The organism is Pseudarthrobacter defluvii, assembly GCF_030816725.1.
GTDB lineage: Bacteria > Actinomycetota > Actinomycetes > Actinomycetales > Micrococcaceae > Arthrobacter > Arthrobacter defluvii_A.
Window position 1 is genome coordinate 3,136,646 of the sequence record NZ_JAUSYG010000001.1, and the last position, 23,052, is coordinate 3,159,697.

Annotated in this window: 19 protein-coding genes; 11 read left to right on the top strand and 8 right to left on the bottom strand. The window is 66.2% G+C overall.

Annotated features, from left to right (window positions below; genetic code table 11):
• Nucleotides 1-181 precede the first annotated feature (181 nt).
• From QF031_RS14655 to QF031_RS14680, 6 genes are read right to left on the bottom strand one after another with little or no spacing between them, the layout of a single operon-like run.
• Nucleotides 182-880, bottom strand: coding sequence for a GntR family transcriptional regulator (locus tag QF031_RS14655; RefSeq protein ID WP_307429552.1), 699 nt, complete (start codon nucleotides 878-880; stop codon nucleotides 182-184).
• Nucleotides 861-2,489 carry a dipeptide ABC transporter ATP-binding protein gene (locus tag QF031_RS14660; protein WP_307429555.1) on the bottom strand — a complete coding sequence of 543 codons (1,629 nt, stop codon included), beginning with the start codon at nucleotides 2,487-2,489 and terminating at the stop codon, nucleotides 861-863. The genes QF031_RS14655 and QF031_RS14660 overlap by 20 nt, the downstream gene beginning before the upstream one ends.
• The gene (locus tag QF031_RS14665; RefSeq protein WP_307429558.1) at nucleotides 2,473-4,293 is read right to left on the bottom strand and encodes a gamma-glutamyltransferase family protein; all 1,821 of its coding nucleotides are present in this window, start codon (nucleotides 4,291-4,293) and stop codon (nucleotides 2,473-2,475) included. Before QF031_RS14665 ends, QF031_RS14660 begins: the two co-directional genes overlap by 17 nt.
• 2 nt (nucleotides 4,294-4,295) lie before the next feature.
• Nucleotides 4,296-5,192, bottom strand: a complete 897-nt coding sequence (locus QF031_RS14670; protein WP_307429560.1) for an ABC transporter permease — start codon at nucleotides 5,190-5,192, stop codon at nucleotides 4,296-4,298.
• Nucleotides 5,192-6,142, bottom strand: a complete 951-nt coding sequence (locus QF031_RS14675) for an ABC transporter permease (RefSeq protein ID WP_307429563.1) — start codon at nucleotides 6,140-6,142, stop codon at nucleotides 5,192-5,194. Before QF031_RS14675 ends, QF031_RS14670 begins: the two co-directional genes overlap by 1 nt.
• Nucleotides 6,143-6,154: 12 nt before the next feature.
• Nucleotides 6,155-7,828 (bottom strand): ABC transporter substrate-binding protein, encoded by a 1,674-nt coding sequence (locus QF031_RS14680; RefSeq protein WP_307429566.1) that lies wholly within the window; start codon nucleotides 7,826-7,828, stop codon nucleotides 6,155-6,157.
• 97 nt (nucleotides 7,829-7,925) lie between these two features.
• Between QF031_RS14680 and QF031_RS14685 the strand changes: the two genes are divergently transcribed.
• The 5 genes from QF031_RS14685 to QF031_RS14705 all read left to right on the top strand — a co-directional run bounded on the left by QF031_RS14685 (nucleotide 7,926) and on the right by QF031_RS14705 (nucleotide 15,464).
• Nucleotides 7,926-8,654, top strand: coding sequence for a YoaK family protein (locus tag QF031_RS14685; protein WP_307429568.1), 729 nt, complete (start codon nucleotides 7,926-7,928; stop codon nucleotides 8,652-8,654).
• Between the two features lie 97 nt (nucleotides 8,655-8,751).
• Nucleotides 8,752-10,194, top strand: coding sequence for a DUF3375 domain-containing protein (locus QF031_RS14690; RefSeq protein WP_307429571.1), 1,443 nt, complete (start codon nucleotides 8,752-8,754; stop codon nucleotides 10,192-10,194).
• Nucleotides 10,191-10,817 (top strand): DUF4194 domain-containing protein, encoded by a 627-nt coding sequence (locus tag QF031_RS14695; RefSeq protein ID WP_307429573.1) that lies wholly within the window; start codon nucleotides 10,191-10,193, stop codon nucleotides 10,815-10,817. Before QF031_RS14690 ends, QF031_RS14695 begins: the two co-directional genes overlap by 4 nt.
• The gene (locus tag QF031_RS14700; protein WP_307429575.1) at nucleotides 10,814-14,221 is read left to right on the top strand and encodes an ATP-binding protein; all 3,408 of its coding nucleotides are present in this window, start codon (nucleotides 10,814-10,816) and stop codon (nucleotides 14,219-14,221) included. Before QF031_RS14695 ends, QF031_RS14700 begins: the two co-directional genes overlap by 4 nt.
• Nucleotides 14,211-15,464, top strand: a complete 1,254-nt coding sequence (locus QF031_RS14705) for a Wadjet anti-phage system protein JetD domain-containing protein (protein WP_307429577.1) — start codon at nucleotides 14,211-14,213, stop codon at nucleotides 15,462-15,464. Before QF031_RS14700 ends, QF031_RS14705 begins: the two co-directional genes overlap by 11 nt.
• Here the strand turns inward: QF031_RS14705 and QF031_RS14710 are convergent.
• Together QF031_RS14710 and QF031_RS14715 are read right to left on the bottom strand one after the other, a co-directional pair.
• Nucleotides 15,447-15,773, bottom strand: a complete 327-nt coding sequence (locus QF031_RS14710) for a type II toxin-antitoxin system PemK/MazF family toxin (RefSeq protein ID WP_307429581.1) — start codon at nucleotides 15,771-15,773, stop codon at nucleotides 15,447-15,449. The two genes, QF031_RS14705 and QF031_RS14710, sit on opposite strands and share 18 nt — an antisense overlap.
• A complete protein-coding gene (locus QF031_RS14715) occupies nucleotides 15,770-15,973 on the bottom strand; it encodes an antitoxin MazE family protein (RefSeq protein ID WP_307429584.1) in 204 nt (67 codons plus the stop codon). The genes QF031_RS14710 and QF031_RS14715 overlap by 4 nt, the downstream gene beginning before the upstream one ends.
• 255 nt (nucleotides 15,974-16,228) lie before the next feature.
• Here QF031_RS14715 and QF031_RS14720 point away from each other — a divergent pair, with 255 nt between their 5' ends.
• The 6 genes from QF031_RS14720 to QF031_RS14745 all read left to right on the top strand — a co-directional run bounded on the left by QF031_RS14720 (nucleotide 16,229) and on the right by QF031_RS14745 (nucleotide 22,661).
• On the top strand, nucleotides 16,229-16,969 hold the full coding sequence (locus tag QF031_RS14720; protein WP_307429587.1) for a 2-keto-3-deoxygluconate permease: 741 nt from the start codon (nucleotides 16,229-16,231) through the stop codon (nucleotides 16,967-16,969).
• Nucleotides 16,890-17,219, top strand: a complete 330-nt coding sequence (locus QF031_RS14725; RefSeq protein ID WP_307429590.1) for a 2-keto-3-deoxygluconate permease — start codon at nucleotides 16,890-16,892, stop codon at nucleotides 17,217-17,219. Before QF031_RS14720 ends, QF031_RS14725 begins: the two co-directional genes overlap by 80 nt.
• The gene (locus QF031_RS14730; protein ID WP_307429593.1) at nucleotides 17,216-18,418 is read left to right on the top strand and encodes a four-carbon acid sugar kinase family protein; all 1,203 of its coding nucleotides are present in this window, start codon (nucleotides 17,216-17,218) and stop codon (nucleotides 18,416-18,418) included. Before QF031_RS14725 ends, QF031_RS14730 begins: the two co-directional genes overlap by 4 nt.
• Nucleotides 18,418-19,422, top strand: coding sequence for a 4-hydroxythreonine-4-phosphate dehydrogenase PdxA (gene pdxA, locus QF031_RS14735; RefSeq protein WP_307429595.1), 1,005 nt, complete (start codon nucleotides 18,418-18,420; stop codon nucleotides 19,420-19,422). The genes QF031_RS14730 and pdxA overlap by 1 nt, the downstream gene beginning before the upstream one ends.
• 120 nt (nucleotides 19,423-19,542) lie before the next feature.
• Nucleotides 19,543-20,319 (top strand): DeoR/GlpR family DNA-binding transcription regulator, encoded by a 777-nt coding sequence (locus tag QF031_RS14740; RefSeq protein ID WP_307429598.1) that lies wholly within the window; start codon nucleotides 19,543-19,545, stop codon nucleotides 20,317-20,319.
• Between the two features lie 1,397 nt (nucleotides 20,320-21,716).
• A complete protein-coding gene (locus tag QF031_RS14745; protein WP_307429600.1) occupies nucleotides 21,717-22,661 on the top strand; it encodes a hypothetical protein in 945 nt (314 codons plus the stop codon).
• The last annotated feature ends 391 nt before the right edge of the window (nucleotides 22,662-23,052 follow it).

Consider the following 23,052-nt stretch of genomic DNA (forward strand, 5'->3'; position numbering starts at 1 on the left):
AACGGGCCCTTAAGCGGGGCGTTCTCCTTCACCGCAAAGCGGTGGAGGAAGGCGTTGTTACTGGTGAGTAGGGTTTCCTGCTGCACACGCCGGGATCCGCCCGCTCACTGGTACGTGCACGAACGTGCAAATGCAGCACGGAACCCGCGCTGGTGGGAGAGCCGAGGCAACCGGCGGACGCTCAGCCGTCCTTTTCTGTGAAGCGGCTCAGGTACCCCAGCCGGGATCCGTGGACGTGCGCGCCCATCTCCTGCTCGGCAGCCTGCGCGTTCCCGGCGTCGATCGCGGCCATGATGCCCCGGTGTTCGGCCCAGGACCGGATGCCACGGGAGCCCACGTCTGCGGCGTAAAGCCACTCGATCTTGCCCGCGATCTGGCGGAGCAGCGCCGTCAGGGAGGAGCTGCGGCTGAGTTCGGCGATCCCCAGGTGGAAGCGGATGTTGAGTTCAGGCAGCAACTCCACCTTGCCGCTGGCCACCGCTTCATCGCCCTCGTCCAGGATTGCCGCCAGTTCCCGCCGCGTCTCCCACCAGTGTGAATCCGGACCTCCCGTGGAGAAATGGGCTGCGGCCCGCCGGGCGGCCCGGCGCGCTGTTGCTGCTTCCAGGGCCTCGCGCACCGCGAACAGGTCATCGGCGTCGTCAACCGGGATTTCTGACACCGTGGACCCGGCGAAGGGCTTCGACTCAACGAAGCCCTCCACCTCAAGGGCACGCAGTGCTTCCCGGACCGGAACCCGGGATATCCCGTATTTCGCGGCCAGTGCGGCCTCCGTGATCCTGGTCCCGGCGGGCAGCGTCCCGAAGATGATGTCGCGCCGGATCTCGTCCTGCACGCGGGCCCGGGGGGTCGAATCACCGTTAACTAGCGAAGGCTGCACCGGGTATCGCTCCAAGTAGTTCTCTGGTGTAGTCGGCCGAGGGCGCCAGGAAGACCTGGTCCACACTGCCTGCCTCAACCACTTTTCCTGTTTTCATGACCACCACGTTGTGCGCGATCTGGCGGACAACGGCCAGGTCGTGCGTGATGAAGAGGTAGGTCAGGCCCAGCCTATCCTGCAGGTCCCCCAGCAGGTCGAGGATCTGCTCCTGGACCAGGACATCCAGGGCCGAGACGGCCTCGTCCAGGATCAGCAGTTCCGGCTCCAGTGCCAGCGCCCGGGCGATCGCCACCCGCTGGCGCTGGCCGCCCGAGAGTTCGTGCGGCCGCCGCTGGGCCACTGTCCGCGGCAGCGCCACCTGGTCCAGCAGTTCGGCAACCCGTTCCCGCCTGCTTTCCCGCGTCCCCACCTTGAAGATCCGCAGCGGCTCATCGATCAGCCGCTCAATGCTGAAGGTGGGGTCCAGGGATCCGTACGGGTCCTGGAAGACAGGCTGCGCGATGCGGCGCAGGGCACTGCGGGTGCGTGGATTGCTGGTGGAGATGCTCTCCCCCTTGATGAGGGCCACGCCTGCGGTGGGTGTCTCCAGGCCCAGGATGATGCGCGCAACAGTGGACTTGCCCGATCCGGATTCGCCTACGATTGCCGTGGTGGTAGCGCGCTGAACGTCGAAGGAGACGTCGTCCACGGCCTGGATGCGGCGGCCGCGCTGGCCGCGCAGCTTGAACTCCTTGGCGAGGTTCCTGACCGACAGCACCGGTTCCGGGCCCTGGCGCTCCGTCACAGGAGCCGACGTCGGGTCGGCGGCAAGGCTGGCCGACGGCGCCGCGGCGACGAGGCGCCGCGTGTACTCCTCCTGCGGATTCAGCAGCACCTCCCAGGGGGTGCCCGTTTCCACGATCCGCCCTTCGGCCATGACGATGATCCGGTCCGTCCGGTCCCCCGCCAGCCCCAGGTCGTGGGTGACGAACAGCAGGGAGGTGCCGCGGGCGTCCACCAGCGTCTGGAGGTGGTCGAGGATCTGCCGCTGGACGGTGACGTCCAGGGCGGACGTCGGCTCGTCGGCGATCAGCAGGTCCGGCTCGCCCGCCAGGGAAATGGCGATGAGCACGCGTTGGCGCATGCCGCCGGAGAACTCGTGCGGGTACTGGCTGTAGCGGCGTTCAGCGTCCCGGATCCCGGCTTCGGTCATGAGTTCCACGGCGCGCTGCTTGATGGCGTCCCGGCCGCGCATGCCGTTGCTTGCCAGCGCATCGGCGATCTGGGCGCCCACCTTCATGGAGGGGTTCAGGTTGGACATCGGGTCCTGCGGGACAAGCCCGATCTTCTTTCCCCGGATGCCGCGCAGGTCCTTCTCGGAGGCGTCCGCGAGGTCTTCCCCGTTGAGCAGAATGGAGCCCCCGGAAACCCGGCCGGCGCCGGACAGCAGCCCCAGGATGGCGGCCACCACGGTGGATTTGCCGGACCCTGACTGGCCGACGATCGCCACCCGCTCGCCCTTTTTCAGGTCGAAGGAGACCTTGTGCAGGACCGGGGTGCCGCCGTAGCTGACCTCCAGGTCCCGGACGGACAGCAGCGTGTCTTCGTGTTGCTTAACGTCCTGCTGCATAGCCCTGGGCTCCCCTCGGGTTGGCGGCGGCCTTGAGGACGCCCGTTTCCGGGTCGCTCACCACCGACGACAGGCGGCCGAGGGCCCAGTCGCCGGCGCGGGTGACCACGTGGCCGCGTTCTTCGAGTTCATTGATCACGTCGTCGCCAAGGCGGTCTTCAACGACGGCGCCGCCCGGCGTCCAGGTACGGGGCCAGAAGGATCCCGGAATGGAGGTGGTGTGGAGGGAGGGTGCGTCAACCGCCTGCTGGGGTTCGTAGCCGCCCACGATGGTGCGGAGCAGGTAGAGCAGCTGCCACTGGTCCTGCTGGTCCCCGCCGGGGGAACCCAGGGCCGACACCGCCTTGCCGTCCTTCAGAACCAGCGTGGGTGTCAGGGTGGTGCGGGGACGCTTGCCGGGGGCAAGGGTGGATGGAGCGCCGTCCTCCAGCCAGGTCATCTGGAGCCGCGAACCTAGGCAGAACCCGAGTTCCGGGATGGCCGGGGACGACTGGAGCCAGCCGCCGGAGGGCGTTGCTGAGACCATGTTTCCCCATTGGTCCACGACGTCGATGTGGCAGGTATCGCCGCGGGTTTCCCCGGTGGGCATGACGGTGGGTTCGCCCACGCCGGCGAAGGCAAGTTCGCCGTTTTCCGCGAGCGACGGCGGGAGGTACTCCGTGCGCAGCGGCGGGACGAAGGGTTCGTGGCCCGGGACGTTGCCGGGCCGGAACTCGTGCGAAGCCTTTTCGCCGATCAGCTGGCGGCGCTCCGCCGCGTACTCGGGGCTGAGGAGATAGTCCATCGGCACAGCGGCGTCGCCGTAGTACGCCTCGCGGTCGGCGATGGCCAGCTTCTGTGCCTCGAGGATGGTGTGCGCGCCGATGGCCGTGGACGGGTCCAGCCGGTCGTCGTCGAACCCTTCCAGGATGGCGAGGGTCTGCAGCAGCGCCGGGCCCTGCCCCCAGGGCCCGGTCTTGGCGATGGTGTGGCCGCGGAACTCGAGGGTGGTGGCGGGTTCGTAGCCGGCGGAGAACCCGGCGAAGTCGGCTTCCGTCATGACGCCTGCATGGTCCATGCCGGAAGAGTGGCGGTGGGGCGTGGCGAGGAACTTGACGGCGGCTTTGGCCACGAAGCCTTCGCGCCATTCCCGGCGGGCGGCGTCGATCCGTGCTTCGCGCGGGGCTGCTTCTTCCGCTTCCGCGGCGGCGATGAGCCGGTCCAGGACGTCCGCGTAGGCCGGGTTCTTGACGATGTCTCCGGCCGCGGGGATTTTCCCGTCCGGCATCCAAAGGGCGGCCGACGTCGGCCAGTGCTCGGTGAAGAGCTCGGCCACGGTTTCGATGGTGGTCCCCACGCGGCCCACGATCGGGTGCCCGTTGCGGGCATAGCCGATGGCGAAGGCCAGCACGTCCGCCAGCTCCCAGGTGCCGTGGTCCTTGAGGAGCAGCAGCCAGGCGTCGACGGCGGCCGGCACGGCGGCGGCCAGCGCGCCTGCCCCGGGCACCAGTTCCAATCCTTCGGCCAGGTAGTGTTCCCGTGTTGCGGCGGCGGGGGCAGGGCCCTGGCCCATGAGCACGACGGGTTCGGCGGGGTTTTCCGCCGTCGCAAACACGCCGGTCATGTCCCCGCCGGGGCCGTTCAGGTGGGGTTCGACGACGTGCAGGACAAAGGCGCCGGCGACGGCGGCGTCGAAGGCGTTGCCGCCGCGTTCCAGCACCGCTTGCGCGGACGCCGTCGCGAGCCAGTGGGTGGAGGCAGTCATGCCGAACGTGCCCTGGAGGGTGGGGCGGGTGGTGAAGCTGTCAGCAGGGGTGTAAGTCATGGTTATTTCTTTCGGCTGGTGGCGGCAGGGTCCAGGGCGTCGCGCAGGGCGTCACCGAACAGGTTGAAGGCCAGGCAGATGGCGGCGATGCCAAGGCCGGGGACGATGGCCGCTGTGGGTGAGCGGAAGAGGTACTGCTGGGCGTCGGAGAGCATGATGCCCAGGCTGGGTGCGGGCGGCTGGATGCCCAGGCCCAGGAAGGACAGCACGGCCTCACCGATCACCGCTGCGGGCATGATCACGGTGGCCTGCACAATTAGTGAGGAGGCGGTGTTGGGCAGGATGTGCTGGAAGATGATCCGCCCGCCGGAGGCGTCCATGGTCTTGGCTCCCACCACGAAGTCGCTTTCCTTGATCCGCAGGGTTTCACCGCGGATGATGCGGATCATCGCGGGGATATGGGCGATGCCGATGGCGAGTGCGGCGTTGCCGAGGCTGGGACCGGTGATGGCCACGAGCCCTACCGCGATGATCAGGAAGGGGAAGGCAAGGGTGACGTCGTTGAGCCTGGAGATGATGGCGTCCAGCCACTTCCAGTAGCCGGCCAGCAGGCCCAGCGGGGTTCCGATGATCACGGAGAGCAGGACCGCCAGGACCCCCACCTCAAGGGAGGAGCGGATTCCGAAGACCAGCCGGGAGAAGATGTCGCGGCCCAGGTCGTCGGTGCCCAGCAGGAAGCCGACGGTGCCGGGTTTCTGGAACGGGGTGGCGAAGTGGACCTGCGCCGGATCGTAGGGGGCGAGGAGGGGTGCCAGCAGGGCGACCAGGACCACGAGGGCCAGCAGGATGCCGCCGGCCAGGCCCAGGGGGTTGCTCCGCAGTGATTTCCAGATGCGCCCGCGGCCGGAGCCCAGGCCCGCTGAGCTTGGCGCCGCGGGGCGGATGTCGGTGACGGCCATCAGTTGCTTCCTACTCGGATTCGCGGGTTGATCACGGAGTACAGGATGTCCACCGCAAGGTTGATAAGGATGTACCCAACGGTGATGACCAGCACCACGGCCTGGATCACGGGGTAGTCCCGGGTGAAGACGGAGTCGAGGGTGAGCTTGCCGAAGCCGGGAAGCGCGAAGATGCGCTCCGTGACCACGGCACCGGAGATCAGTCCGCCGAGCTGCAGGCCCACGATGGTCACCACCACGATCAGCGAGTTGCGGAGCCCGTAGCGGAACAGGATCCGGCCGCCGCCCAGGCCCTTGGCGCGGGCGGTGCGGACGTAGTCCGTGCTCATGGTTTCGATCATGGAGGCCCGGGTCTGCCGGAGGATGACAGCGGCCAGTCCGGTGCCCAGGATCAGCGCCGGGAGCGTCAGGTAGTACAGGCCGCGCACGGGGTTCGTTCCGACGTCGACATAGCCGGACGCCGGGAACCAGCCAAGGTTGACGGCCAGGTACAGGATGGCGAGCAGGCCGAGCCAGAAGCTGGGGACGGAGAGCCCGATCAGGGCGAAGCCGTTGGATAGCCACTCCGGCCAGCGGCCGCGGAACCGCTCCGCCACCACGCCGAGCAGGACGCCCGCGACGACGGCCACCACGATGGCGTAGGCGGCCAGCCACAGCGTCACGGGCAGGGTGCTTCCGAGCAGGTCGGTGACGGGGGTTCCGGTGCGGGTGGATTTTCCAAGGTCCCCCTGCAGCAGCCGGGTGATGAAGGAGAAGTATTGGACGGGAAGGGGCTGGTCCAGGCCAAGCTTGGCCCGGATGGCCTCCAGCTGTTCAGGGCTGGCTTCCTCCCCTGCCATGGCGATGGCGGGGTCGCCCGGGAGCTGGCGGATGCCAATGAAGATGACCACGGAGGCAAGGACCAGGGTGATGGCCGAGTGCCAGAGGCGGGTGGACAGGTATCGGATCATGGTGGGAGTCCCTTATTTCTTCACGAAGGCCGCGTTGCTGAGGTGGACCACACCGTCGGCGAACGTTTCGATTCCGGCCACTTTGTTGGAGTAGGCCGTGAGGCTGTGGATCCGGTAGAGGTAGATGATCGGGTTGTCCGCCTGCACCTGCTGGACGGCCTTCCCGTACAGGGCCGCCCGGGCTGCCTGGTCGGTGGTGGTGGAGGCGTCGGTGAGGAGCTTGTCCACGGCGGGGTTGTTGTAGCCGGAGTAGTTGTTGCCGCCGCCGGTTGCCAGGAAGTTGTACATGTTGCCGTGCGGGTCCACGCGGCCGGACCAGCCCAGCAGCAGCGCCTCGAAGCTGCCGTGGCTCTGGACGTCCAGCAGCGTTGAGTACTCAACGGGTGCGATGGTCAGTGCGAATCCGCCGTCGGCCACTGCCGCCTGCAGGGCCTGGGCGTACCGCAGCGAGTCCGGTGAGTTGGTGACCTGGACTTTGATGGGGAAGGGCACCGGGACCCCGGCATCCTTCAGCATCTGCTTGGCCTTGGCCGGATCATAGGCGGGGCAGCCTTGGCTGGCGTCCGAGGAGAAGGGGCTGGACGGCGCGACCGGCGAGCACGCGGGCTCGTACCAGTTGTTGAAAAGCGTGCTCACCAGGGCGGCGCGGTCGATGGACATCGACAGGGCGGTCCGGACGGCGGCGTTCTTAGCCAGCGGGGTGTTGATGTCCCCCACCGGCTTGCCCACGCCGTTGGTGTTGCCGAGGTTTACGGTCAGGCCCTGGTAGCCCAGCGATCCCACCTGGAGCACGCCCACTCCGCGTTCCTTGGCCAGCGCGTCCACGTCCTGGGGTGCGATGGAGTCCGCCACCTGGACGTCGCCGGAGCGCAGGTTCGCGGTCCGGATGTTGGAGTCAGTCATGATCCGGTAGGTGACCGTGTCCAAGTGGACGTTCTTGGCGTCGTAGTACAGCGGATCCCGTTCCACCTGGATGGAAGTCTGCGGGACGCGCTGCTTGAACTTGAACGGACCCACACACACCGGGTGGTCCCCGAAGGAGTCCCCTGCCGCGGCAACGGCTGTGGGCGAGAGGATCATCCCGGCCCGGTCAGCGAGCGCTGCGGTGAGGGGGGCAAAGGGCTTCTTGTAGGTGATCTGGACCGTGGTGGGGTTCAGGGCCGCGATGCCGCTGATGGGCCCCAGCTCGCTCTTGCGGGCGGACCCTCTCATGGTGAGGTCCCTGTCCAGGGTGGCGCGGACAGCCTCTGCGTCGAACTTGGTGCCGTCCGCAAAGACGGCATCGTCCCGGACCTGGATGGTCACCGTCTGGCCGTTGTTGCTCACCTCGGGCAGCTTGGTGGCGAGCTGCGGCACGATCTGCCCCTTGGCATCAATGTCGTAGAGCTTCTGGCACATCGTCTGCATGACGTAGCGGGTGTAGAGGGACGACGACGTGGTGGGGTCCAGGCGGTCCGGTTCGGCGGAGAGGGCCATCACCAGATCCCCGCCCTCCACCACTTTCTGGTTGCCGATGGGCACCGAGGTCACGTCGTTGTGCGCCACCGCTTCCGGGATGGGCTGGATGGGGGCGCAGGCAGTCATCGCCAGCGCGAAGGCCGCAGCGCCGCCGGCGATGGCGGCGTTTTTCGCCTTGCTGGAGTGCCGCCCGGAAGCGTCCGGTGGCGGAACGGGAGTCTCATACAAGTCCTTGGATCGGTCACATCGGGTGGATTGAATACAATCGCTTATTGAAGATAACCTTGGTATACGTTTGTTTCAAGGAAAAATCGGAGAATAAACCGTGAAGACACACTTTTTCGGGTCGGCTGACCGCCTGCACCTGGTGCTCATGTTGGCCCTGACGTTCTCCACGGGCGTGGTGGATGCGATGGGCTACCTCGGCCTGGACCGCGTCTTCACCGGAAACATGACCGGCAACGTGGTGCTGCTGGGCATGGCAATGGCCGGCGGAACAAGCCTTCCTGTGCTGCGGCCGGCGCTGGCGCTGGCCTTCTTCATGCTGGGGGCGGCCCTGGCAGGGCGGGCCCTTCGGCGCAGCGGCGAAGGCTGGTCGGCGCAGACCTCCGGCGCCCTGTCCGCCGTATCGCTGGGTCTGTGGCTCCTCACGGTCTTCGTGCTCCTGGCTCCGGTGCAGTCTGACCCCACCCTCGGGAGCATCGTCACCAGCGCGCTCGCCCTGCTCATGGGGACCCAGGCCGCCACGGCGAAACGCCTGAAGGTCGCGGAGATCACCACCGTGGTGGTCACCTCGACCATCACCGGACTTGCCTCCGACTCCCGGCTGGCAGGCGGCAAGGGAACATTCTGGCAGCGGCGGGCACTGGCCATCGGCCTGATCATGCTTGGGGCCCTGGCCGGGGCGGCAGCGCTGCATGTGCACCTGGCACTTGCACTGTCAGTGGCTGCCGTCATCGCCACCGCAGTCACCGTGGCAGGCCACGCCGCCCACCGCCGTTCACTGGCGGAAGCGGCAACGTCCTCGGAGAGCCCCTCGCTGGCGCGGGACTGACCCGCACCTGCGCACGCCGCCTTGCCTGATGGGAGAATGTCACAGCCGTCACCTAATGTAGGTTCACACCAAAGAGCCCTGAAGACACGGAACCCGCATGGACTTCTACGCCATCAATTCGCTGCGCGAAAACCACGCAGGCTGGTCACTCCTCCGCGCCCAGAATGCACCCCTTGCCCTGGCGTTCTTCATGGCCGCGTTCACTGGGCCCAACCAGCGCAACCTGGGGCGGCAGCAGCTGATCGATGTCCTGGACGACGTCTTGTTCGGCCTCCGGGATGCGGAAGGGGAAGAACGCTTCCCGCGACGGGCAGTCGAATACCTGGATGACTGGGCCTCGGACGAGCGGAAATGGCTCCGCAAGTACTACGTACCGGGGGAAGACGAGCCGCATTATGACCTCAGCGCGGCAGCGGAGGACGTCATCAGGTGGGTGGAGAGCCTGCGCGGCCGCGAGTTCGTCGCCACCCAGTCGCGCCTCACCAGCATCTTCGCCGTCCTCAAGCAGTTGGTCCAGCAGTCGGAGACCGACCCGGAGGTCCGGCTTGCCGAGCTGCGGCGCCAGCGGGACGGAATCGACGACGAGATGCAGCGGATCCGCGACGGCAACATCCGCGTCATGACCGGCCCCGAGGCCCTGGACCACCTCCAGCAGCTCACCACACTGGCCAAGGACCTGCTGTCCGATTTCCGCGAGGTCGAGCAGAACTTCCGCAAGCTGGACCGGCAGGTGCGGGAGCAGATCGCCACCTGGGACGGAACGCAGGGCGAGCTGCTCGAATCCATCTTCGGCAACCAGCAGGACATCAGCAGCTCGCTCCAGGGCCGCACCTTCCAGGGCTTTTGGGACTACCTTATGTCCCCGCAGCTGCGCACCGAACTGCAGGACCTGCTGCACAGGGCCACCCGGATCGAGGCGCTCGCGCACACGGACAGCCTGCACGCCGTCGCCAACCTCCACCAGGACTGGCTGCCCGCCGTCGAACAGACCCAGGCCACCGTCCGCCAGCTCTCCCAGCAGATGCGCCGCCTCCTCGACGACAAGGTCTTCCTCGAGAACAAGCGCATCATGCAGCTGATCCGCAGCGTCGAATCCGGCGCGCTCGGCACCCGGGAGGCGCCGCCGTCGGGCCTTTTCATGGAGATCGACGCGCCGTCCGTGGACGTGGTGCTGCCATTCGAACGGCCGCTGTATGAGCCCAGCCGCAAGGTGATGGTGGACGACGCCGTCCTCACCGCCGACGACCTGGACGTGGACGCGGACGCCCTGTTCAGCCAGTTCTTCGTGGACAAGGAACGGCTGCGGGGCAACATCGACGCAGTCCTGGCCGACGCCGAGCAGGCAACGCTCGGCGACGTGACGGCCGCGTATCCGTTGTCGCAGGGTCTTGCTGAGCTGGTGGCGTACTACCAGCTGGCCACGGAATCGGACTGGGCCACCATCAACCCGGAACAGGAACAGCGGCTCTCCTGGCGGCTGCCGGACGGCAGCACCCGCGAAGCCACCATTGAACATATCATCTTCGGAAGGCCGGCATGACCCCCAGCGAAACCGAGACCCGGACGCCGGAGGAGCTGCCCGCCGTCGTCACCAGACTCTTCAAAGGCGTGCTCTACGTGGAGAACGACGAGAAGATCTGGCAGTCCCTCCTGGGGCTGACCTCGCAGGTGCGTGACTACGTCTCCGTGCTTGGCCTGGACCTGATCCTGGACGAATCGGAAGGTTACGCGTTCCTGCGCTCGCGCGAGGACCCGGACAACACCCTCCCCCGGCTCATCGCGCGCCGCACCCTTACCTTCAACGTCAGCCTGCTGCTGGCGCTGCTGCGGGGCCGGATGCTGGAGTTCGACACGAACAGCAGCGAGCTGCGGCTCATCATGACTGAACAGGAGATCGCGGACATGGTCTCGGTCTTCCTGCCCGAGTCCAGCAACGAGGCGAAGATCCTGGACCGGCTCGGCGCGGACATCAAGAAGGTGGTGGAACTCGGCTTCCTGCGCAAGCTCAAGGGGCAGGCCGACACGTATGAGGTGGCCCGGGTCCTGAAGGCGTACGTGGACGCGCAGTGGCTGGAGGAGTTCGACGCGCGGCTGGCTGACTACCGCGCCACACTGGCCGGCGAGCCCTTGGCCGGAGCATCGGCAACGGAGGAGGGCAAGTGACGGCGCAGCTCGGCAGCGACCTGCAGGAGAGCCTGTTCAGCCTGGAGGGCACGGCGGCCGACGGCGGCACTCCCCCGGGCTTCCGGCTGCACCGCCTGGAGCTGCTCAACTGGGGCACGTTCCACCAGGGCGTGCGAACGTTCCGGCTGGACGGGGCGAACAGCCTGCTGACGGGCGATATCGGCTCCGGCAAGTCCACGGTGGTGGATGCGGTCACCACGCTGCTGCTGCCCGCCAACAAGATCGAGTACAACAAGGCCGCGGGGGCGCAGAAGAAGGAACGCTCCCTGATGTCCTACGTCCGGGGCTTCCACAAGAGCGCCCGCAGCACCGGCGGGGAGTACTCCAAACCGGTCGCTCTGCGCGGCACGGGCCAGCTGACGGTGGTGCTGGGCGTCTTCCACAACGCAGTGCTCGGCAAGTGGGTTACGCTCGGCATCACGTTGTGGGCCACCCAGGAGGCGGGCCAGCCCAACCGGTTCTACTCCCTGGCCGAGGCCGAACAGTCCATCGCGGCGGACTTCAGCAACTTCGGCCAGGATCCGCTGAAGCTCAAAAAGAAGCTTCGCACCGCAGGGGCGTCGGTGCACGACTCGTTCGACCCGTACTCGGCTGCGTTCAAGCGGCAGTTCGGCATCAGCGGGAACCAGGCCATGGAGCTGTTCCACCGGACGGTGTCCATGAAGCAGGTGGAAAACATCACCTCGTTCGTGCGTAGCAACATGCTGGAGGAGGACGACGTCGCCACCCGGATCACCAACCTGATCCACCACTTCGACGATCTCAAGAAGGCCCACGACGCCGTCCTGCGCGCCAAGGACCAGATCGCCCTGCTGACGCCCATCAAGGACGGCGCAGCGCAGCATGCCAGGCTGAGTGCCGAGGACGAGCTGGCCCGGAAACAGCGCGACCAGCTGCACCCGTGGTTCACCCACCGGAAGCTGGAACTGAGCCTGGAGCACCAGGCCGAACTGGAGCGGACCGGCATTCGCCTGCAGGAGGACGCTGCCCGGCTTAACAGCGAGACTAAGCAGCTGCGCCGGGATCTGGCCGGCGTGGAGGAGGACATCCGCACCAACGGCGGTGGCCGGCTGGCGGCCATCGACGCCGACCTGTCCCGGCTCGCGGCCGAGTCCGCAGCGCAGCGGCAGCGGTTTGAGACCTACTCCAGCGCCGCGGCGGACCTGGGGCTGCAGGCGCCTGAGGACCGGGTGCTGTTTGATGCCAACCGGGCCCGGCTCACGGAGGTGGAGGCGGAGCTGGCCAGGGCATCGGACCAGCTGCAGGATCGGCGCACCGAGCTGAGCATGACCCGGACCGTCCTGACCAACCAGGCCGGGGATATCGCAGCCGAGCTCACCAGCCTCCAGGCACGGCGCAACCTGATCCCGCTCCCCCAACTGGACATCCGCCGCCGGCTCTGTGAAGGGACCGGCATCAAGGACACCGAACTGCCGTACGTGGGTGAGTTGCTGCGGGTCCGGGACGGCGAAGCCGCCTGGGAGGGTGCCGCGGAACGCACCCTCCACGGGTTCGCACTCTCGCTCCTGGTGCCGGGCGAACACTACGCCGCCGTCAGCGCCTGGGTGGATTCGAACAACTTGCGCGGCCGGCTGGTGTATCTGCGGGTAGGTGATTCTTACGCCCCCAAGCCTGCCGAGGCCGGGACGCTTGCCGCCAAGATCGCCATCAAGCAGGGCACGCCGTTCCGCGACTTCCTCCAGGACGAGCTCAGCAGCAGGTTCGACTACTTCTGCTGCGAGAACCTGGCGGATTTCCGCCGCTACCCTAAGGCGCTGACCGCCAACGGCCAGCTCAAGGGCGGCCGGGGCCGGCACGAGAAGGACGACCGCAAGGACCTGGCGGACCGGCGGAACTACGTGCTGGGCTGGGACAACCACGACAAAATCGCCCGCTTCCGCGCCGAACAGGACGAGGTCCAGGGCCGGCTGAAGGTGCTGGCCACCGAGCTTGGCAAGGTCAACGACCAGCTCGGTTCGGCGGGCCGGCAGAACCGGCAGCTGGGCATTCTCGGGTCAGTGCAGGACTTCGGCGAGATCAGCTGGCAGCTCACCGCCCGCCGGATCGAGGACCTCAAGGCGGAGAAGCGGGAGCTCGAGACCACCAGCGACGTCCTGCAGCAGCTGATGGCCAAGCAAGCCGACGTGGCTGCCCAGCTGGAACGGCTCGAGGACAAGGCCGGCAAGCTGCAGCAGCGGCTCGGCGCGAACGAGAAGGACGCAAAGGACATCGCCGAGGCGATCGAGGAGTGCCACGCCGTCCTGGCCGGGACGCCGGTGACGGACGACGCCGTGGTGCTGGCCGCCGTCGGACGCCTCACCCAGGGCGCGCTCGGCGACAAGGCGCTCACCTACCGGAACACCGGCACCGTGGAAAGCACAGTGCGGGCAGGGTTGACGGACAGCATCGACGCGCTGGCCAAGCGGATTGCCCGGGCGGCGGAGGGCACCGTGCGGCAAATGGCGGACTTCCGCAATAAATACCCGAACGAAACCACTGACATTGACGCCTCGCTGGAGGCCGCGGCGGACTACAACCGACTGCTGGCCCAACTGGAGGACAACGACCTGCCGCGGTTCGAGGCAAAGTTCAAGGAGTCGCTGAACCAGAACACCATCCACGAGGTGGTGGCCTTCAACGCGTTCCTGGACAGCAGGCGTCAGGACATCGTGAACCGGATCGGCGAGATCAACCAGTCGCTTGCCGGTATCCCCTACAACACGGGACGGCACATCCAGCTGGAGCACCAGGCGACGTCGGACCAGGATGTGCGCGAGTTCGGCAGCGACCTGCGGGCGTGCTCGGAGGGGACCATCGGCGACGAGGACCAGTACTCGGAGCAGAAGTACCTGCAGGTGGAGCGGCTGATCGAACGGTTCCGTGGCCGGGACGGGCTCACTGAGCTGGACCGGCGGTGGACGGCGAAGGTCACGGACGTGCGGAACTGGTTCACGTTTTCAGCGTCGGAAAAGTGGACGGAGACCGGCGAGGAGTACGAGCACTTCACGGACTCGGGTGGCAAATCCGGCGGGCAGAAGGAGAAGCTGGCGTACACCATCCTCGCGGCGGCGCTGGCGTTCCAGTTCGGGCTGGGCTCCGGCAAAGGCGCTGGTCGTGCCGCGGGCAGCGGCCGGAGCTTCCGGTTCGTGGTGATCGACGAGGCCTTTGGCCGTGGCTCTGACGAGTCGGCGCGGTACGGGCTGGAGCTGTTCCAGCGGATGAAGCTGCAGCTGCTGATCGTAACGCCGCTGCAGAAGATCCACGTGATCGAGCCGTTCGTCTCGCATGTGGGTTTCGTGGCCAACACCACCGGGGATAATTCCCAGCTGCGGAACATGACCATCCAGGAATACCGCGCGGACAAGGACCGGCATGCCCGCTAAGCCCTGGACATCATTGGCTGGGTTGCGGGCGCAGTCGTTGAAGGCGTGGAACAGCGGTGCGCTGCTGCGCGAGCTTATATCCCCGTCCGAGGTCTATCCGCGGCGGCGCCCGTTGAAGCGGCCGACGGCGGCGGAGCTGTTGAATGATTACGCTGCGGTCCGTGCGTGGGCGGCTGAGCTTTCTGCCGGGGCGGGTGGGTATTCGTTGGAGACTGCCGAGGTGGGGCGCCGGACTGTCGGGACCAACCAGGTTCCGGCCGCGGCGGTGTTTGCCACCGTGGAGGACGAGATCGCTTTTGTCGGCAAGGCGCGGGAGGCTGGGCTCTTTCAGTCCCTTGCCGGCAGGTTGGGTGAGGTGGATCCGCGGTTTGTGGAATGGGCCTCGCGGCGGCCGCTGAAGCTCCTGGAGCTGGGTGCCGACGCCCTCGCTGCCGCTCGGGTGGCGCTGTGGCTGAACGATAATCCGGTGCCTGGCATCTACGTCCGGCAACTGGGCCTGTCCGGCGTGCATACGAAGTTCATCGAGCGTAACCGGCAGATCATCGACCAGCTGCTGACCGCCGTCGGGCCAGCCGCGGAAACTGAAGACGTGGACGCCATGGAATCCGCCGGGCAGGACGCGGCGCTGGAAGACGGTGCCGGTCGAACGGCCGCTGCACGCTTCGCCCGACGGCATGGATTCCTGCACCCGCCGGAGCTGGTCCGGTTCCGGTTGCTTGATCCGGAGGCTGACATGCTCGGCGGCGCACGGGACATCACCGTGACCGCCGAGGCATTCAGTAGGCTGCAGCTGCAGCTGCCGGTCCACACCGTGATCGCCACGGAGAACCAGGTGAACTTCCTCGCACTCCCCGACCTACCCGGGACGCTGGCACTGTACGGCGGGGGCTATGGCTTCTCTTCCTTGCGGGACGCGGCGTGGCTGCAGGACTGCCGGGTCCTCTACTGGGGCGACATCGACACACACGGATTCCGGATCCTGGACCAGCTCCGCGCGGTGCACCCGCACGTGGAAAGCGTCCTGATGGACGAAGAGACGCTGCAGGCACACCGCGAATTTTGTGGGCAGGAGTCATCGCCGTCGCGGTCAGCCCTGACGCGGCTGACCGCGGCCGAAGCCGCTCTCTATGAGGCACTTGGCAATGACACGTTTGGCCCGCATGTCCGCCTGGAGCAGGAACTGATCACCTGGGACTGGGCCCTGACGCGCCTTCAAGTGATACCGTCAGCGCGCAAGGCCTAGAAAGACGGCGAGCGACTGCTCCACCGCCACCATCGTTTCGGAATCTAGGCGGCCCACCCTTTGCCCAAGATTGGTTCGACGCACGGTGGTGAGCTTATCGACCATGATTTGGCTGACGCGGTCAAGGCCGTTCAACGGGGCCGGCTCAACGGTCAGCCTGAGCAAAGGAGCATCTGAGGGGTGCGAGGTCAGCGGAAGTAACGTGACTGATTCCGATGCAGAGAACAGGTCATCCTGAACGATGAGTGCCGGACGCGGCTTTTGGGCATAGGTACCGCCGGACACCGTCCACAGCTCGCCACGGTTCACTCCGGCCAATCTTCTGAGATTTCCTCCACGAAGTCCTGGTCATCTGATGCGCGGTCAGAGGCGGCCACAGCGAGCGCCTGGCGTTCTGCTTCACGCTTGAACTCATCGGTTCGCGCATCAGGCACCCACATTTGAATTTGGCGAAACCCCCGCTCGCGCATGGCCACCCTGTGCCTCGCGACGCGATCCCTGACGCTCATGATGCCAACGTTACATGTAACGCTGGCGCTTGTCAGGATCTGCCGGGCGTAAGCCGTTGCCGCGGTCTGGGTAATAGCCGACGCAGCGCCCGTGACAATAACGCGGGCGGCCGGTCCGGTTGCGTCGGAACGGCGCTACTGCGCGTTTCGCGCAATTTGTCTTGCGCTAAACGCGCAGCACTGGCTATGATCTACCTCATGCTTCGAGCTGACTGCTCGGCCTCCCCCTCCCCCAGACAACAATGAGGTTGCTTTATGTCTGTCCCAATCAAGGCCACCATGGAAAAGGTTCCTGGCGGCATGATGTTGATTCCCCTGCTCATCGGCGCCATCCTTGGCACCTTCGCTCCCGATTCCGCCAAGTTCTTCGGGTCTTTCACCGGCGCGCTCTTCACCGGCGGCACCACCATCCTGGCCGTGTTCTACGTCTGCATGGGTGCCAGCATCGACATTAAGGCCACGCCGTACATCCTGAAAAAGGGCGGCGTCCTGTTCGGCAGCAAGGTCTTGTTTGCCATCATCATCGGCGTCGTGGCCGGCAGGTTCCTGGGTGAACTTCCCATCGACGGCGGCATCCTGTCCGGACTGTCGGTCCTGGCCATCCTGGCGGCCCTTAATGACACCAACGGCGGCATGTACATGGCCCTCATGGGCCAGTACGGCAAGCCCAAGGATGTGGCGGCCTACTCCGTCATGACGCTGGAATCCGGCCCCTTCCTGACCATGGTGACCCTCGGCGTCGCCGGTCTGTCAGCCTTCCCGTGGCAGGCCCTGGTGGGCGCCATCATCCCCCTCCTCCTCGGCGCGATCCTGGGTGCCCTTGACCCGGCCATGCGGAAGTTCCTCTCCTCCGCAGCCCCTGTCCTGATCCCCTTCTTCAGCCTTGGCCCTCGGCTTCGGCCTGAACCTGGGCCAGGTGCTCAACGCCGGGCTGCTCGGAGTGGCACTGGGCCTGTTCGTGCTGATCGCCGGCGGCGCCGTCCTGTTCTTCGCTGACAAGCTGACCGGAGGCTCAGGCATCGCGGGCCTTGCAGCTGCCACCACCGCGGGCAACGCTGCCACGGTTCCCATGCTGGTGGCCGCAGCCAACCCCGCCTACGCTCCCGCAGCCGGACCCGCCACCGTCCTGGTGGCCGCGTCCGTGGTGGTCACTGCCATCGGCTGCCCGCTCATGGTCGCTTGGTACGCTAAGCGCCTGAAAGCCAAGCAGACCGTGGAAACACCCGAGGTGTCCCCAGCAGTATGAACACCAACGCCACCACGCGCTGGGCGATCATCGCCGATGACCTGACCGGCGCCGCCGACGCAGCCGCAGCCTACGGCCCCACCCACGCCAGTTCAGTGATCCTGGACCTCGGGTGCGCCTGGCCGGAAGCCCAGATCCTGTCGATCAACACCGAGAGCCGCTACCTGGCTCCGGCCGATGCCGCCTCGGCTGTCAGCTCCGCCGCGCAGCGGGCGCTCGGGCAGCACCGCCGGGTGTTCAAGAAGATCGACTCGCTGCTGCGGGGCAACCTGGGTGTGGAAGTAGCGGCAACTCTTGCGCAGATCGCGCAGGGAAGCGTCCGGGCACTCGCCATCGTGGCTCCGGCGTTTCCCGCCACCGGCAGGACCACCCGCGGTGGCATGGTCCACGTCAACGGCGTTCAAAACACTGATGGCCCTTTCGGTGGTGACGTCACCAACGCACTTGCCGACGGCGGCCTGGCCGCCGAGGCGGTGAACGGACCCACGGGACGCACGCCGGAGGAACTGGCGGCGCACCTGCGCGACGTCCAGGAACGCGGGATTGCCGCCGTCGTACTGGACGCCGGGTCGGACCAGGACCTGAAGGACATCGCGGCCGCTGCAGAACTGCTGGACTTCCCCACGCTCCTGGTGGGCTCGGGTGGACTGGCCGGGCACATCGCCGGGGAACCTGAAGCGCAGCAGGCCCGGGACGTTCTGGCGCGGCACATCAGCCGGACCTTGACCGTGATCGGCAGCTACTCCAGCCTTGCCCGGCAGCAGACCGAGGCGCTTGTGGAGGCCGGCGTGGAGCACGTGACGCTGGACCACTCGCTGGATGACACCGCGGTCCCCCGCCAGGTGGCCGACGCGATGGCCCGGACGAACGTGGTGCTGACGCCGGACCCGATGGGTGCCGTGGACAAGTCGCAGGCGCTGGTCGTGGCCGAGGCCCTGGCCCGCGCCACCGCTGCGGGCATCGGCCACTGCGACGCCCTGGTCATGACGGGCGGCGAGACAGCAACGGCGGTTTTGAAAGCCCTCGGCGTGGGCAGCTTCACGGTCCTCGGCGAGGTTGAACCCGGCGTCGTCATGAGCCTGCTGCCTGAACCCCTCCCTCTGCTGGTCACCAAGGCCGGCGCGTTCGGGGACCCTGGCACCCTGGCCCGGACCACAGAATTTCTTACTGGCACAACGACTGAAATGAGTAGCAAATAATGGGACGCCCGATTGTTGCGATCACCATGGGCGATGCCGCCGGCATCGGCCCGGAAATCATCGTCAAGGCCCTGGCCGACGGGGAGCTCCGGTCAAAGGCCCGGATGCTGGTCATCGGCGATCTTCGCCGGCTGCAGCTGGCCGCGGACATCGTGTCCAGCCCGCTGGCACTGCGTAAGGTGACGGCGCCGTCGGAGGCCCTGTTCGAAGAGGGCACCATCGACGTTCTCGATATCGACTGCATCCCGGAGGACCTCGCCTGGGGTGAGCTGTCCGCCGCTGCGGGCCACGGTTCCTACCTCTTCATCGAGAAGGCCGTCGCCCTGGCGATGGACCGCCAGGTGGATGCCATCTGCACCGGGCCGCTGAACAAGGCAGCCCTGCACGCTGCCGGCCACAAGTTCCCCGGCCACACGGAGCTCCTCGCCGAGCTGACCGGCACCGAGGAAGTGTCCATGATGCTGACCGCGCCGAAGATGCGGGTCATCCATGTAACGACCCACATCGGCCTTATTGACGCGATCGCGAAGATCAACGGCGACCTGGTCTACCGGACCATCAAGCGCGGATACGAGTTGCTGCGCACCTCGGGGATCGAGAACCCGCGGATCGCGGTGTGCGCCATCAACCCGCACGCCGGTGAGAACGGCCTGTTTGGCTACGGCGAGGAGGCGGAGAAGATCCAGCCGGGCATCGAAAAGGCGCAGGCGGAGGGCATCAACGCCTTCGGCCCGCTCCCGGCGGACACCCTGTTCTTCCTGGCTGGCCGCGGCGACTTCGACCTGGTGGTGGCCCAGTACCACGACCAGGGCCACGGCCCGGTGAAGGTCCTGGGCCTGGAGAACGGCGTCAACATCACCGTAGGCCTGCCCGTGGTGCGGACGTCCGTTGACCACGGCACCGCCTTCGACATCGCCGGCAAGAACATTGCAGACCACGAGTCGCTGCTCGAGGCGCTGCGGCAGGCGGTTGACCTGGCGCCGGCACGCGACGAAGCTGCGTAACTCACAGTCCTGTTGGTACGGCCGGTCAGCGCAGCTGGCCGGCCGTTGCCGTTTATTTAGGGGGCCAGAACTAGCATGGGTAGCACTGCCACCGCCACGCCCACGGGAAGGAGACCGGGAATGCTCAGCGCAAACGCGCGGCGCGAGGAGATCTACCACCTTGCCGTGACCACGGGTCTGGCCTCCGTGGAAGAACTCTCCGCCCGGTTCGAGGTGACGGCGTCCACCATCCGCCGCGATCTGGCTCTGCTGAATTCGCAGGGCCGGCTGGCCCGCACGTACGGCGGGGCGATGGCCATGGGAGCGCACCCGGAGGCGTCGCTGCGGCAGCGCACGGGCGAGGCGTTCGAGCAGAAGCACGCGATCGCCCGGTGGGCGGCGTCGGTGATCCAGCCCGGGGAGAACATCCTGCTCGACGCTGGCTCCACGGCGGGTGCCCTGGCGCATGAGCTGCGCGGGTTCGATCGGTTGTCCGTGACGACGCCTGGTCTGAATACCTTGCAGGAGCTGGCGGATTCGGAGGGCATCGAGGTGGACTGCCTGGGCGGCCGGCTGCGGGGTGTGTCGCAGAGTTTCGTGGGGCCGCTGGCCGAGGCGGCGCTCGAGCGGATGAGCTTCGACCGGGTGTTCCTGGGCGCCGACGCCGTCACCGCCGAGGACGGCATCTGCGAGGCCGACCACGCCCAGACCCGGCTCAAGGAGCTCATGGCCCGGCGCGGGCGTTTGGTTTACGTTTTGGCGGACTCGTCGAAGCTCGGGCTGCGGCCGTTCCACGCGTGGGCCCGCCTGGCCCTGCCGTGGACCCTGGTGACGGACGACGGCGCCGACCCCGCCCAGGTGCAGAAGTTCCGGGAGGCGGGGGTACGGGTTGAGGTGGCGGCGGTGGGTATGCAGTAACCGAAGGCCGTGCTGGTCCACTGCCTCGTCCTCCCTGCGCATCCCGTAGCAACAATGCTGTAGCCACAGCACCAGGAACCGTCATAAACAACCTACTTTGAACCAAATCCCTGGTACGCACCTCTATCGGCCGAGTCGGCCTGGATCGATAGGTACTCGGCGCCTTGGCGGGGCGGTCAGGCCGATGCCTAGCGCAAGTCGGGCTTCGTGCGCTCCCGAACCCGAACGCGATGCTTTCGGGGGCAAAGCGCCGTTTGACGCATCTGTAGCCTGCCGGTTTCGCCCGCTTTCAAGAGCCCGCGCCCAGTGCGCCAAAAGTACCGCGACGCTCAGGAACTGCAGCAGCACCATCAATGAGAAAAAGAAAACGTCACTAAGGCCAACGTTGATTGCGCGGACAGGGGTGAAGTCCCTCGTGATGACGAAGGACCAAACGCAAATGCCGAGGACGAGAACAAACCAATAGACCGCACGCACAACTCGGGCTGCAGGAAACGAGAGCGGGATAAGAGCCGCCGTCTTTAGTGCCCTCAACATGACGGGAGGACGGGCTTCCGGCTTCTGCATCTCAACGTTCCAAAGCCGGGCATGCGAAGCAACAAGCTGCTTCCGCACTTCCGCCCGCAGTTTGCTGGCCTCTCCCCCCTTGGAACCGCCCGCTAGGACCTCGGTCTCCAGCCACGCTTTCAAATACCTGACGCGACCGGTTTCTTCCGCTATCACTTGCCGTCGGCGCTGGGCCGCATTGCGTTCCTTGCGAAGCTCCGAAAACCACAGGCTGAGTGCGGCGAGAATTGCTGTAGTGAGCGGTGGAAGCACCGCGGTGACAAGGGCACGTCCGGTCTCATCCACAAGCACCCACCCCCCCTGATGAGTAGGACATCATTGTCCGTAACGTAAAGCATGCGCTCACGGACGCAATCGGTCAACGTCTTGCACCGGCCTGGTCCCACAGCAGTCTGCGAGCAGGATTTCGGCGAGTTTTGGCGTAGACGGGCAGGCGGAGCAGGGAGCCGTCCTGGCTGCCCACGGTGACCTCGCCGCGCGGAATCACAAGCCTGTTCCCCGCTGCCTCCCCACTGACGACGATGAACTCATGCCTGGCACCAGGCCGATCCATGGCTGCCCGTCCTGCCACGCCCCTCTGTAGGCCTGGTTTTCCCTCAGGCGGGGTTCCTGACAAGGACATGGCCCGCGGGTAGCCGAACTGTGGCGGGGAAAGCGTGCCAGATTCCGTGCTCAAGCGGGAGGTAGGAACGAAGGTCCAGCCGAGGAAGCCGATCAGTGGTGAAAAATTCGGCGCCACTGGGTTGTTCCGAGGTCGTTTAGTTGTCCGCAGTAACGCGTCGGTAACGACGGAGCTGCTGAGATCGGGCAAGAAAGGAACAGGACAACCAATGAGTGACGGCTATAAACCTCCAGGCGACGATGAGCAGAATTCAAGTAGTCCTACTGAATGGCTTGGAAAAATAGGATTGCCACTTGGGGTGGGCGTCATCCTAAGTATTCTGGCTGCACTGGGAATCAAGGATGATCTGCTCGCACGATTGCTTCGCAACCACGCGTCGGAACTCTCACTAGCCTTGACGATGGCGATGGTGGGAATTGGCTTACCAATCGCCGGTCTTCTGATTGTCGGCGCGACGCGAAAATGGGCCGGTGAATCGGAACCAAGAATGAGGGTGAGTGATGCGATAGGTGCCATCTTCGGATTTCTGGGTGTTGTTGTTCTGATCTGGGGCGCGATCGTTGGAACATCAAACGGGGTATCGAGCTTTGGCGATAAGGAGCAACCTTCAATCAGGATTGTGTCTACGGGCGACGGTGCGATGGAGAAGGTCACTGTGACCGCGTCAGCCCACGCTCTACGAACAACCGAACACATGTACCTCCGCATCATTGCTTTTGACGAGAAGCACGCAGATCAAGTAAGTCAGTCATGCGGGGATACCCTGGTGGAAGTTTCAACCGGCGCGCGCGTCCTTTACTGGGGACAGTCGGGATCAGCCGATGCGACTGGAACGGTGACTTCGGAAGTTAATGTGGAGGTTGAGAAGGATAACTTCCCGTTTCTCTGCGCTCATGCAATCCTCACCGATCCCAATCAATTGACGACTTCAACGCCCTCGCCGGCCTCCAGCGCCTCTGGAGCAGCCCCTTGCCCAACCCCCGCAGCATCCGGTACTCCCGGCAAAGATGGTGCACCGCCACAAACGGCCGAGTGCAGTCAGGTAGCGCCCACCCCTATTCCCAGCCGGGCAGGTGACCGCTTCTCATCGCTGTTCGTGGACCTTCGCAATGCACCTGTAACGCCGACGTCATCAGCCTCTGCAGGCGGATGAAAGAGAGCGACTCCAACAGCCCCTGTCGATAGTGGGGTGGTCGCCCACCGGGAAGGGAACGCTACGAGCACACCAATCCCCGGGCGGAGGGTCGCAGCACGAGAAGCATCCGCGGCGCGATCAGGATCCGGTTCATCCTGTCCCGGGGAAGTCCTTCCGACACCTCTCCAAGCTCGACTATGCCAGCGCCCTACCGGGGAAGATGTGCCCGGCGGCGTGCAGCGCCTCCTTGTTCAGCGAATGCAACGGGGCACGCGGAGCTGCTGGCTTCGCTGACGGGCACGGAGGAAGTGTCCATGATGCTGTCAACGCCCCAAGATCCGGGTGATCCACGTGACCAGCACATCGGGCTGATGGATGCGATCCGCAAGATCAACCCGGACCTGGTGGA